A 12830-nucleotide genomic window follows, 5' to 3' on the forward strand; every position below is an offset into this window, starting at 1 on the left:
AATATTATTACGTACATTTGAAATACTTGATTAACAAGATATTGAGTGTTATTTATTTCAAAATTCCATAGCTTATTGTCCCAACAATAATTCATAACCTATATTTTTAATTACTTAAATAGGGAATTATGAAATTATATTTAGCCATTATTCTACTGTTATCTTCAATTGCCACTTTTTCTCAAACGGAAGATCAAGATTTACTTAAGCTTTTGGATAGCGTAAAGGCAATTGACCCAATTGAAAGTTTAAATTCTCAACTTATAGAACTAGATCTACAAAAAACACAAGCAAACATAGATTTGTTTGCATTGCGTCAAGATTATAACATGCTATTAGAATTTTATGTAAGACAAGATTTGTATAGAAAAATAGTTGACCAACTTGAATTAGGAATTAATCCAGACCAATCTGAATTAGAGCCTTTCAATTCTTCTCCAGGAAGGGTGAAAGAGTTGTATTTGGGCAATTGGTCTCTAGTGCAGATTCCACCCGCTGGCAGCACTCTTCCAATTACAATCTACATAGATTCAAGTCTTGGTGGCAATCCCTATTTTTGGTATTATCCAACAAAAGATTTTGGCTTAGCACTTAGTAAAGAGGATGCTATGCTAAAAAAGGTGTATCCCAAAGTTTTTGATATGATAAAAAATGGAAAGATTATTTTTCAATACAAACCATTAGCTCCGCAAATTGTAATGGCTATGCATCTTCCAGGTCTTCATTTTCCCTCCGATTTATCCAATAATTCAAATAAATCGTTGAAAAGCAAACAAAAATATGCCGATGTTTTACTCGATTGGATTTCAAACGATTTAAGTCATGCGATGGAGAGTATTGATCCAAGTAGGGATGTGTTAGGCGATTATATGAAAATTGAAAAAAAGGCATATAAGAAGGCTACAATTGATGAAAAAATTACTTTAAGAATTGAATATATTGAATTCCTCAAAAAAAAATATAGAATGACATGGAACTAAAACTATTAAATACTTGGATACTAATTATATTACTGTGTATAAGTTCTGTTATTATGCATGCACAAAAACCTCTTAAAACCGAGGATGATGCGGTGACTGAGTTTTTGGTAACACATGATTCTCTTGAAAAGAAGAAGGTAAACATACAGAGACCACCTCAGTTGGAACTTAATGTAGTTGGTTCGTCGGGAAACTCTGTTCATGACTCCATCCAATTTGATCGACAGTTAAAACAATACGATTTTGCAGTTATGCACCAACAGCGTAGTTTTGCTTGGCAGTTTTACAGCAGTATAATTATTTTTATTATGGTCGTTTTTATTGTAGTGATGGGCATTATACTGTCGTATAAACAATTTAAGCTCACGGAGGTTCAGGTAAAAGCAAATATTTTAAAACCTAAATCGGAAACCACCGAGGTATCATCTGAAGACACAAATATCGAAATTTCACAAACCGGCCTGAAAATAAATACTGGAGTTATTGGGCTTGCCATATTATTCCTCTCGCTTGCTTTTTTCTTTTTGTATCTCAAGTATGTATATCAAATTGATATTATTGATGTTGGTAATTAGATTTTTTTTGAAGAGTGCATTGTTAGTCTCTTTAAAAACGAAGTATCCGCTTTTGCAGAATCTCGCGTGAGGGGTAGGAGTAAGCTACCGAAGTAGCACGGATGACCCGACCACAATAGAGAAAGAGGCGAATGGACACAAGCTATATTGGCCTCTTTCTCTATTGTGGTCACGCCCAGAGGATTTTTAGATTGCAGAATCCTGAATTCAGTTTTTTCTATCTAGAAACTGCTATCTAAATTCTATTATCTGAATTCTGTCAAGACTCGTTTATTCATTCTTAAATTCTTATTTTTGCATTAAACTGAATTTTTTCTATGCAAAAATATATAGAACAACTTAACGAGGCACAACGTGAACCTGTATTACAAAAGGATGGTCCTATGATTATTATTGCGGGTGCAGGCTCCGGAAAGACTCGTGTACTTACCATCAGGATTGCTTATTTGATGCATCTTGGTGTTGATCCATTCAATATTTTATCCCTTACTTTTACTAATAAGGCAGCGAGGGAGATGAAGAAACGTATCTCGGATATTGTTGGTGCCAGTGAAGCCAAAAATCTATGGATGGGAACTTTTCACTCCGTTTTTGCCCGAATTTTACGTTCGGAAGCGGAACATTTGGGTTATCCGTCGAATTTTACGATTTATGATTCGCAGGATTCTTTACGTGCAATATCAGGAATTATCAAGGAAATGCAGTTGGATCGTGATGTGTACAAACCGAAACAGGTTTTGAGTCGAATTTCTAATTTTAAAAACAGCCTGATTACCGTAAAAGCTTATTTTAATGATCCCGATTTGCAAGAAGCCGATGCGATGAGCAAAAAGCCTAGAATGGGGGAGATTTATCAGAATTATGTAGATCGATGCTTTAAGTCGGGTGCGATGGATTTTGATGACTTACTATTGAAAACCAATGAATTACTAACTCGTTTTCCAGAAGTTTTGGCAAAATACCAGAACCGTTTTCGCTACTTATTGGTGGATGAGTACCAAGATACCAACCATTCACAATATTTGATTGTTCGCGCTTTGTCTGATAAATTTCAGAATATTTGTGTGGTAGGTGATGATGCACAGAGTATTTACGCTTTCCGTGGTGCGAACATTAATAACATTTTGAACTTCCAGAAAGATTATGAAGGTGTAAAAACCTTTAGACTGGAACAAAATTATCGTTCGACCAAGAATATTGTGGAAGCGGCTAATACCATTATTGACAAAAACAAAGTAAAACTGGACAAAGTAGTCTGGACAGCCAATGAATTTGGTCCTAAAATAAAAGTACACCGCAGTATTACCGATAATGAAGAAGGGCGTTTTGTGGCTGCTACCATTTGGGAACAAAAAATGAACCATCAGTTGCACAATGGTGCTTTTGCAATTTTGTACCGCACCAATGCACAATCCAAAGCCATGGAAGATGCTTTGCGAAAAAGAGATATTCCGTATCGTATTTACGGAGGTTTGTCTTTTTATCAACGAAAAGAGGTTAAAGATGCTCTGTGTTATTTGAGATTAGTTATCAACCCAAAAGATGAAGAAGCTTTGATACGTGTTATCAATTATCCAGCACGTGGAATTGGAAATACAACAATCGAGAAGCTTACAATTGCTGCCAATCATTACAAACGCTCCATTTTTGAAGTGATGCAAAATATTGAGCGAATTGACTTGAAGCTGAATTCAGGAACGAAGCAGAAACTATTGGATTTCGTTACGATGATTCAGAGTTTTCAGGTGATTAATGAGAATCAAGATGCATTTTATGTTGTAGAACATGTAGCCAAGAAAACAGGGTTGATTCAAGAATTAAAAAAAGACGCTACTCCTGAAGGAATGGCTCGAATTGAAAATATTGAACAATTGCTGAATGGAGTTAAGGATTTTATAGAAGGGCAAAAAGAGGTTGATGGAGCTCGTGGTGCATTATCTGAGTTTATGGAAGATGTGGCACTTGCAACTGATTTGGATAAAGATACCAGCGATGAAGACCGCGTGGCATTGATGACCATTCACCTAGCCAAAGGACTTGAGTTTCCTCATGTATTTGTGGTAGGAATGGAAGAAGATCTGTTCCCAAGTGCCATGAGTATGAGTACACGAAGCGAATTGGAAGAAGAACGTCGATTATTTTACGTAGCTTTAACTCGTGCGGAGCATCAGGCGTATTTGACGTATGCCCAATCACGTTACCGTTGGGGAAAATTGACCGACAGTGAACCTTCTCGTTTTATTGAAGAAATTGATGGCCAATATTTGGAATATCTTACACCAGCCGAAAGCAATTACCGTTTCAAACCTATGATTGACGGTGATATTTTTGGAGATGTGGATAAATCCAAATTACGTCTGGCCAAACCGATAGGAAGTACGCCACCAAAACACGTTGCTGATAACGAGCCAAAATCGGATATTAGTATTCGAAAACTGAAACCGGTATCGGGAAGTAATCCTTCAGCTGGAAGCGCTAATTTATTTGATAATACACTAGTTGCTGGAAATGTGGTTATGCACGAACGTTTTGGAAAAGGACAAGTGATCAACCTCGAAGGTGTTGGTGCTGATAAAAAAGCAGAAATCAAGTTTGAAGTAGGCGGTTTAAAAAAATTATTGTTGCGTTTTGCAAAATTAGATATAATAGGATAAAAAATGTTTCAGGTTTAAGGTTTCAAGTTTTGTTACAGAACAACTTTAAACTTTTAAACTTTAAACTTTAAACAAAATGACATGGCTCAAATTATAAAAATATACGAAGACAAACCCAACGAAGCAGCAATTGCCAAAGTCGTTAAAGTCTTAAAAGACGGTGGTTTAGTTATTTATCCAACTGACACCGTTTATGGATTGGGTTGTGATATCACCAATTCACGAGCTCTTGAAAAAATTGCTAAAATAAAAGGAGTCAAGTTGGAAAAAGCCAATTTTTCTTTTATTTGCCACGATTTGAGTAATTTATCAGATTATGTAAAGCAAATAAATACTTCGACCTTTAAATTGCTTAAAAGAGCCTTACCAGGACCTTATACTTTTATTCTTCCAGGAAATAATAATTTACCTAAAGAATTTAAAAAGAAAACGACCGTTGGTATTCGTGTACCCGATAATTCCATTGCATTAGAAATTGTGCGCCAACTGGGAAATCCAATTGTTTCAACATCCATTCGTGATGAAGATGAAGTAATCGAATATACAACCGATCCTGAACTTATTTTCGAAAAATGGCAAAATTTGGTAGACCTAGTTATCGATGGCGGTTATGGAGATAATATTGGCTCTACAATTATCGATTTATCTGGAGATGAACCAATTGTAATCAGAGAAGGTAAGGGAAGTCTTGATATTCTTTAAAAAAATATTAAATTTTTTATAAATTAATTGGATAATTTAGAATAAAAGCCTTAATTAGTGAAATATTTAAGAAATTAATTCATGTAGAGGCATTTATAGCATGTAATTCTTAATTTATATTTAATTGGTTGTTAAAGAAAAAATTAGGGATGCATAAAAGCAGGACTTTAGTTCTGCTTTTTTTGTGTTCAATTTTTAGCTCAAAAATTAGATTCATTCCAATTTTAAAAAACTGATTTCAAAAAAAATAAAAGTAAAAAAAAACGCCTCGAAATTATTCGAGGCGTATCTCTAATATTTAAAATGATTTATTTTTGAACCGGTGCTGCTGCAGTTGGTTTTTTCATTTCTTTTTCAACCATATCATAGAACTGATCTATTTTTGGCATTACATAGATACGAGTTCTTCTGTTTTTAGATTTATTTTCTGCAGAATCATTAGGTACCAAAGGAACGTAAGAACTTCTACCTGCCGCGATTAATTGCGCTGGATTAACTCCTAAATCATTAGATAAAATACGGATAATAGCCGTAGAACGTTTTACACTTAAATCCCAGTTGTCAATTAAACAAGAATTACCTTTTAGAACATCAGTATCGGTATGACCTTCAACCATACATTCAAAGTCTGGTTTGTCGTTAACCACTTTCGCAACTTTACTCAAAACTCCTTTAGCTTTATCACTTACTTCATAACTACCGCTTTTGAATAACATTTTATCAGATATAGAGATAAATACCACGCCTTTATCAACATTGATTTCGATGTCTTGATCATTCATCCCAACAACAGATTTCAAACTAGTAACAACTGCAAGAGTAACACTATCTTTTTTGGTCAAAGCATCTTGCATTCTCGTAATTTTCAAGTCTTTTTCTTTGATAGATTCCAAAGCTTTTTCGATATTTTCGGCACCTTTAGTAGACAAAATTGTCATATCTTTTGAAGTGCTTATTAAATGTTGATTAGTTTCTCTCAACCCATCTACAGTTGCTTTAAGACCCGCTTTTTCTTCTAAGCAAGAATTTAGTTTTACTGTACAAGTATTTAATAAATCTTGAGTTTCTTTATTCTTAGCTTCCAAAGCTGCATATTCTTTTTTAGACACACAAGATGTCAAAAGAGCTAAGGCCGATAGAGTAATCATTAATTTTTTCATAGAATGCAAATTTTAATTAAACGTGAATTACAAAGTTAGTTTTTAAATGTTAATTTTAAATGTAAATTATTGTTAAATAATGTCCGCAAAAACTGTGCCATTTTTAACATAATAACCATAAACGATGCTTTTTGTTTTAAAGTATATTTCAACCTGTTTTTTTTCTCTTTTTTTATAATTCTTTAAAAATAACCCATAAAAAGAAAAATGTGCGCGTATAATAGCCCAACAATGAGAGAATTGACCTTCTATGATGAATTTCATTCCAGCGATTCCATCCAGAAGCATTCGAATTATAAGAACCTGAAAAAGAGTATTTTGTGGTAAATTCTTGGTTAACATTAATAGTGAATTTCTAAAATTTAGATATGTTTTTTTGGGGTTCGCTTGTTGCAAAGTAGCTCCACCAACATGATAAACTATTGATTCTGAGCAATACTTTATTTTAAACCCTCTATTGATGGTTCTCCAACATAAATCAATTTCTTCTTGATGGGCAAAAAAATCTTCATCAAAACCTTTCTGTTCCTTATAAACAGAAGATCGAATAAAAAAACAGGCACCGGAAGCCCAAAATATTTCCGTGCTATCATTATACTGTCCGTTGTCTTTTTCCAAAGTATCAAAAATGCGTCCACGACAAAAAGGGTAACCAAACTGATCAATAAATCCACCGCCAGCTCCAGCATACTCAAAATAGTCTTTCTTTTTAAAATCTAATATTTTAGGTTGAATGATTGCCGTTTCGGGTTCCGTTTTAAAAGTTACCAAAATAGGTTTCAACCAATTTTCGGTAACTTCAATATCAGAATTTACTAGAGCATAAATTTCGGCATCTATATGTTGCAAGGCATCGTTATATCCACCTGCAAATCCTTGATTCATTTTGTTTTGAACTATTTTAATTGTGGGATAATTTTTCTTTACAAATGCTATGGATTCATCTGTTGAGGCATTATCGGCAACATACACAGTTGCTTCGGGAGAATATTGAATTACAGAAGGCAAAAACTGTTCTAAAAGTTTTACTCCATTCCAATTCAGAATTACTACAGCTATTTTTTCCAAGGAAGTTTATTTATGTTTAATGAATTCGAAATTAATACTCAAAATTTTCATTTTATATTTTGCTCTCTATATTCTTTTTTGTCACACCATAATCGGGAAGTTCTTTCAAAAACTCGTATTTCTCATTTTCGAAATCCATTAGACAAAAATAATGATTTAGACCGTTGGTAACCATTAAAAATTCAGCTTCCAAAGTCATGTTATATCTCGCAATTTGATCAAAAGTTGCTTGCGCGATTTTAACTTCAGGTGCTTTGCATTCGATTAATATAAGAATAGTGCCATTTGGATTGAAAACCACAACATCATAGCGTTTACGCAAACCATTGACCATTAAAACTTTCTCTACATTAATCAAGGATTTTGGATATTTTTTTTCCTCCAATAAAAAATGTACAACATGTTGGCGAACCCATTCTTCGGGTGTAAGAATGATGAATTTTTTCCTGATTGCATCAAAAATTGATACTTTATTTTCGCTATTTTTGAAACGAAAAGTATAGGAAGGAAAATTGAGTTTTTGCATGAGGCGAAATTAGTTAATTTAGTTTAAAGTTTAAAGTTTCAGGTTTACAACATGGAACTTTAAACTTTAAACCTGAAACAAAAAAACATGGACGAAGTTGTAAAGATTGTTAATGATATAAAGGCAGGAAACATCAAACCTATTTATTTTTTGATGGGAGAGGAACCTTATTATATTGACAAATTATCAGAATATATAGAAGAAAATATTTTATCCGAAGAGGAAAAAGGTTTCAATCAAACTGTTTTATACGGCAGAGATGTTACTATTGAAGATGTTGTTTCCACAGCCAAACGTTATCCTATGATGGCTGATCGTCAGGTAGTCATTATTAAAGAAGCCCAGGAATTATCAAGAACAATCGACAAAATCGAAAGTTATGTCGAAAACCCAATGCCTTCAACCGTTTTGGTATTTTGTTATAAATACAAGACCTTGGATAAACGAAAAAAAGTTACTAAACTTTTAGCCAAAAACGGAATTGTTTATGAAAGCAAAAAACTGTATGAAAATCAGGTAGGAGATTGGATTAAGCGAGTATTGGCTGGAAAAAAATACACTATTGAACCCAAAGCTTCTGCTATGCTGGTAGAGTTTCTGGGAACTGATTTGAGCAAAATCAATAATGAACTGGAAAAACTGCAAATCATATTGCCTGCAGGGACTACTATTTCGGCCAAAGATATAGAAGAAAATATCGGGTTCAGTAAAGATTATAATGTCTTTGAATTGCGAAAAGCCATTGGCGAACGCGACCAACTGAAAGCCTATAAAATAGCCGATAATTTTGCACAAAATCCAAAAGACAATCCAATAGTAATGACGACTGGTTTGGTTTTTGGTTTTTTCGTCCAATTATTGAAATACCACGGTTTAAAAGATAAAAATCCTAAAAACGCGGCCTCTGCTTTAGGAGTTAATCCTTTTTTTCTAAAAGATTATGATGTGGCAATCAAAAACTATCCGATGAGAAAAGTTAGCCAGATAGTTGCTTCATTACGAGATACCGATGTAAAAAGCAAAGGAGTTGGCGCTAATAGTTTGTCACAGGCCGATTTGTTACGAGAAATGCTTTATAAAATATTTAATTAAACAATGAAACTATGTTTGGTTCCACTAAAAAATTCCATTTCGTAATTGGTTTACTTCTCACAGCAAATTTTGCCATGACTCAAAACTCAAAAATAAACACCATTCAATATGCTTCTTTTGATACTTATCCTGTCTATTTGAATGGTGATTTAGGGGTAAATTATACAAGCAACAAAACCACAGTTAAATTATGGAGTCCCAATGTGGAGGAAGCCAGAATCAATTTGTACAAACAAGGCAATGATGGCGAAGCTATAGCTACTAAAAGTTTAGATTATGACGCTAAAACCGGAGTCTGGCAAATTGTTTTAGACGGTAATTATCATAACACCTACTATACTTTACAAGTAAAAAACAAAGGGAATTGGTCCAAAGAAATGCCCGATCCTTATGCAAAAGGAGTTGGTGTCAACGGAAATCGTGGTTTAATCTTCGACTCAAAACTAACCAATCCTTCTAATTGGAATACAGACAAACAACCTGAATTAAAATCTGTTTCGGATATTATATTGTACGAAGCACATGTACGCGATTTTTCTATTGATCCTTCATCAGGTATAAAAAACAAAGGAAAATTTCTCGGATTAACAGAAAAAAACACCAAAAATTCTTTTGGAGAAGCAACAGGATTAGCTCATTTACAGGAATTAGGAATTACCCATTTGCATTTACTTCCTGTGTTTGATTATAAATCTATTGACGAAACTTCATTAGATAAAAATCAATATAATTGGGGATATGATCCACAGAATTACAACTCTTTAGAAGGATCTTATTCAACCAATCCTTTTGACGGATTAGTGCGTATGCAGGAATACAAACAGATGGTTATGGCTTTGCATGAAGCTAAAATTCGTCTGGTAATGGATGTGGTTTACAATCACACCAGCTCTACCGATATTTTTGACCAATTGGTTCCAGGTTATTATTACAGAAGTTGGCCTGATGGAAAACGTTCGGATGCAACGGCCTGCGGAAATGAATTTGCCTCCGATCGAATTATGGCTAGACAATTTATGCTGGAATCACTTAAATATTGGGTAAAAGAATATCATGTTGATGGATTTCGATTTGACTTAATGGCCGTGCACGATATTGAAACGATGAATACTATTTCGGCAGCATTAAAGGAGATTGACCCAACAATATTTTTATATGGTGAAGGATGGACAGCTGGTAACTCACCTTTACCAATAGAAAAAAGAGCGTTAAAAAACAATGCCAAAAAATTAAATGATATTTCGGTTTTCTCAGATGACATTAGAGATGGGGTGAAAGGACATTGGTCTAATGTTACCGAAAAAGGTTTTGTAAGCGGCAATCCAAATTACAAAGAAGTAATTCAATTCGGAATTGTTGCTTCCACAAATCATCCTCAAATAAAATATGATTCTAAAAGAGGTTATGCTCAATTCCCTTATTCTGACAGCCCTACAAAAGTTATTGGTTATGTTTCCTGTCACGACAACAACACTTTGTACGATAAACTAAAAATAGCCAATCCAAAAGCAACTGAAAAGGAATTGGTGCAAATGGATAAATTAGCCAATACCATTATTTTGACTTCACAAAGCATTCCTTTTCTACATATGGGAGTAGAAATGAAACGAACCAAAATGGGAGTTGAGAACTCTTATAAATCACCAGACAGCATCAATAAAATCGATTGGAACTGGAAACACGAGAATAAAGAACTAGTTCAATACTACGAAAACCTTATTGTGTTAAGAAACAATCATCCAGCATTCAAAATGACATCCGAAAAGATGATTCAAGAACATTTGGAATTTTTAACAATAAATGATTTCTTACTTGTTGGATATACCTTGAAAAACAATGCTAATGGGGACAAATGGAAGAACATAAGAGTCTATTTTAATGGAGATGAAAAAGAAGCAAAACAAACCCTTGACGGAACATGGAAAATAGTTTGTGATGGCGAAATTATCAACCAAAATGGCATTGAAACTATTAAAAATCAATCTATAACAATTCCTGGAAGAAGTGCTGTAATTTTGTATCAGGAATAACTGTTTTAATTAAAAAAAGTTCTAAAAAATACCGATATTTGCACCTCTCTAAAAACAAATACTACAATTATGGGAATGAATAAAAATACTATTCTTGGATGGGCGACCTTTATAATGATACTCATGGGATTATTACTGATAGGATTAGGCGCTTTTCGATATGATGACGTAGCAGGCTGGGGATTTGCGGCTGTAGGATTTGGTTTTTTGGCTAATGCTTGGGTATTTAGTTCTCTTAAAGGAAGAGTTTAATTTGCATTCAAAACCAATAATTAATCACAAAATAAATTAAAACATTTAAATATGTCAGACGATAAAAAAGTAATTTTCTCAATGCAAAAATTGAGTAAAACGTATCAAGGAGCAGATAAGCCTGTACTTAAAAATATTTATTTGAGTTTCTTTTACGGAGCCAAAATTGGTATTCTGGGTCTAAATGGTTCTGGAAAATCTTCTCTTTTAAAGATTATAGCAGGAGTTGACAAGAACTATCAAGGAGATGTTGTTTTTCAACCTGGTTATACTGTAGGTTATTTGGAACAAGAACCAATTCTTGATGATTCTAAAACGGTTATCGAAATTGTTCGTGAAGGTGCTGCCGAAACAATGGCGGTTTTGGAAGAATACAACAAAATCAATGATTTATTTGGTCTTGAGGAAAACTATTCTGATCCAGATAAAATGGATAAATTGATGGATCGTCAAGCTGCATTGCAGGACAAAATTGATGCTCTTGGTGCTTGGGAAATCGATACGAAATTAGAAATCGCAATGGATGCGTTGCGCACGCCAGAAGGTGATACACCAATTAAAAACCTTTCTGGAGGTGAGCGTCGTCGTGTGGCTTTATGTCGTTTGTTATTGCAACAACCTGATGTATTGCTTTTGGATGAGCCTACGAATCACTTGGATGCTGAGTCTGTACTTTGGTTAGAGCAACATTTAGCACAATATTCAGGAACTGTAATTGCTGTAACACACGATAGATATTTCTTGGATAACGTTGCTGGTTGGATTTTGGAACTGGATAGAGGAGAAGGTATTCCTTGGAAAGGAAATTATTCTTCTTGGTTAGACCAAAAATCAAGCAGAATGGCATTAGAAGAAAAAGTGGCTTCTAAACGTCGTAAAAATTTAGAACGTGAGTTGGACTGGGTTCGTCAAGGTGCGAAAGGCCGTCAAACCAAGCAAAAAGCACGTTTACAGAACTACGATAAACTTTTGAATGAAGACCAAAAACAATTGGACGAAAACTTGGAAATCTACATTCCAAATGGACCTCGTTTGGGTACAAATGTTATCGAAGCCAAAAATGTAGCCAAAGCTTTTGGAGACAAATTACTGTATGATAATTTGAATTTTACTTTGCCACAAGCTGGAATTGTTGGAATTATCGGACCAAACGGTGCTGGTAAATCAACTATTTTCAAAATGATAATGGGAGAACAAAAAACTGATAGTGGTGAATTCTCAGTTGGTGATACAGTGAAAATCGCTTATGTAGATCAGGCGCACTCAAATATTGATCCAAACAAATCCATTTGGGAAAACTTTGCCGATGGACAGGAATTGATTATGATGGGTGGAAAACAAGTGAATTCAAGAGCTTATTTATCACGTTTCAACTTTGGTGGTGGAGAACAAAACAAAAAAGTATCGATGCTTTCTGGTGGTGAGCGTAACCGTTTGCACCTGGCAATGACTTTAAAAGAAGAAGGAAACGTATTGTTACTGGATGAGCCAACGAATGATTTGGACGTAAACACGCTTCGTGCACTTGAGGAAGGTTTGGAGAATTTCGCAGGTTGTGCAGTAGTGATTTCGCACGACAGATGGTTCTTAGATAGAATTTGTACACACATTTTAGCTTTCGAAGGAGATTCTGAAGTGTATTACTTCGAAGGTGGATTCTCAGATTATGAAGAAAACAAAAAGAAACGTTTGGGTGGTGATTTAACTCCAAAACGTTTGAAATACAGAAAATTGATTAGATAATAATTCAATTTCTATAAAAAGCAAAAGAGGATGTCCACAGAAAGGCAT

The 12830-nt window shown here is 34.2% G+C and carries 11 protein-coding genes; 8 read left to right on the plus strand and 3 right to left on the minus strand.

Annotation, left to right across the window (positions count from 1 at the left end; translation table 11 throughout):
• Window positions 1-128 precede the first annotated feature (128 nt).
• From HQN62_RS11755 to HQN62_RS11770, 4 genes are all read left to right on the plus strand, one after another.
• Entirely contained in the window at window positions 129-980 is an 852-nt protein-coding gene (locus HQN62_RS11755) for a hypothetical protein (RefSeq protein ID WP_173504488.1), read from the plus strand.
• Window positions 981-1033: 53 nt separating this feature from the next.
• The gene (locus tag HQN62_RS11760) at window positions 1034-1555 is read left to right on the plus strand and encodes a hypothetical protein (protein WP_173504489.1); all 522 of its coding nucleotides are present in this window, start codon (window positions 1034-1036) and stop codon (window positions 1553-1555) included.
• Between the two features lie 317 nt (window positions 1556-1872).
• Window positions 1873-4209, plus strand: a complete 2337-nt coding sequence (locus HQN62_RS11765; protein ID WP_173504490.1) for an ATP-dependent helicase — start codon at window positions 1873-1875, stop codon at window positions 4207-4209.
• A gap of 81 nt (window positions 4210-4290) precedes the next feature.
• Entirely contained in the window at window positions 4291-4911 is a 621-nt protein-coding gene (locus HQN62_RS11770) for an L-threonylcarbamoyladenylate synthase (RefSeq protein WP_173504491.1), read from the plus strand.
• Between the two features lie 308 nt (window positions 4912-5219).
• On the opposite strand, the gene HQN62_RS11775 is transcribed toward HQN62_RS11770, so the two are convergent.
• From HQN62_RS11775 to HQN62_RS11785, 3 genes are all read right to left on the minus strand, one after another.
• Window positions 5220-6071: an OmpA/MotB family protein gene (locus tag HQN62_RS11775; protein ID WP_116798150.1), complete on the minus strand. Its 852-nt coding sequence runs from the start codon at window positions 6069-6071 to the stop codon at window positions 5220-5222.
• A gap of 72 nt (window positions 6072-6143) precedes the next feature.
• Window positions 6144-7139, minus strand: coding sequence for a glycosyltransferase family 2 protein (locus HQN62_RS11780; RefSeq protein ID WP_173504492.1), 996 nt, complete (start codon window positions 7137-7139; stop codon window positions 6144-6146).
• A gap of 52 nt (window positions 7140-7191) precedes the next feature.
• Window positions 7192-7665, minus strand: a complete 474-nt coding sequence (locus HQN62_RS11785; RefSeq protein ID WP_116798148.1) for a type I restriction enzyme HsdR N-terminal domain-containing protein — start codon at window positions 7663-7665, stop codon at window positions 7192-7194.
• Between the two features lie 87 nt (window positions 7666-7752).
• Between HQN62_RS11785 and holA the strand changes: the two genes are divergently transcribed.
• The 4 genes from holA to ettA all read left to right on the plus strand — a co-directional run bounded on the left by holA (window position 7753) and on the right by ettA (window position 12782).
• Entirely contained in the window at window positions 7753-8757 is a 1005-nt protein-coding gene (holA, locus tag HQN62_RS11790) for a DNA polymerase III subunit delta (RefSeq protein ID WP_173504493.1), read from the plus strand.
• Between the two features lie 11 nt (window positions 8758-8768).
• A complete protein-coding gene (pulA, locus tag HQN62_RS11795; protein ID WP_173504494.1) occupies window positions 8769-10787 on the plus strand; it encodes a type I pullulanase in 2019 nt (672 codons plus the stop codon).
• A 69-nt stretch (window positions 10788-10856) separates the two neighbouring features.
• Window positions 10857-11039 (plus strand): CAL67264 family membrane protein, encoded by a 183-nt coding sequence (locus tag HQN62_RS11800; protein ID WP_116798145.1) that lies wholly within the window; start codon window positions 10857-10859, stop codon window positions 11037-11039.
• 51 nt (window positions 11040-11090) lie between these two features.
• A complete protein-coding gene (ettA, locus tag HQN62_RS11805) occupies window positions 11091-12782 on the plus strand; it encodes an energy-dependent translational throttle protein EttA (RefSeq protein WP_077378908.1) in 1692 nt (563 codons plus the stop codon).
• Window positions 12783-12830: the final 48 nt, after the last annotated feature.

The organism is Flavobacterium sp. M31R6 (assembly GCF_013284035.1).
In the GTDB taxonomy this organism is placed as follows: Bacteria; Bacteroidota; Bacteroidia; order Flavobacteriales; family Flavobacteriaceae; genus Flavobacterium.

Bases quoted from the DNA above. Each gene is read 5' to 3' on its own strand.
- HQN62_RS11755 (WP_173504488.1), top strand. From the start codon at position 129: ATGAAATTATATTTAGCCATTATTCTACTGTTATCTTCAATTGCCACT.
- HQN62_RS11760 (WP_173504489.1), top strand. From the start codon at position 1,034: ATGCATGCACAAAAACCTCTTAAAACCGAGGATGATGCGGTGACTGAG.
- HQN62_RS11765 (WP_173504490.1), top strand. From the start codon at position 1,873: ATGCAAAAATATATAGAACAACTTAACGAGGCACAACGTGAACCTGTA.
- HQN62_RS11770 (WP_173504491.1), top strand. From the start codon at position 4,291: ATGGCTCAAATTATAAAAATATACGAAGACAAACCCAACGAAGCAGCA.
- HQN62_RS11775 (WP_116798150.1), bottom strand. From the start codon at position 6,071: ATGAAAAAATTAATGATTACTCTATCGGCCTTAGCTCTTTTGACATCT.
- HQN62_RS11785 (WP_116798148.1), bottom strand. From the start codon at position 7,665: ATGCAAAAACTCAATTTTCCTTCCTATACTTTTCGTTTCAAAAATAGC.
- holA (WP_173504493.1), top strand. From the start codon at position 7,753: ATGGACGAAGTTGTAAAGATTGTTAATGATATAAAGGCAGGAAACATC.
- pulA (WP_173504494.1), top strand. From the start codon at position 8,769: ATGTTTGGTTCCACTAAAAAATTCCATTTCGTAATTGGTTTACTTCTC.
- HQN62_RS11800 (WP_116798145.1), top strand. From the start codon at position 10,857: ATGGGAATGAATAAAAATACTATTCTTGGATGGGCGACCTTTATAATG.
- ettA (WP_077378908.1), top strand. From the start codon at position 11,091: ATGTCAGACGATAAAAAAGTAATTTTCTCAATGCAAAAATTGAGTAAA.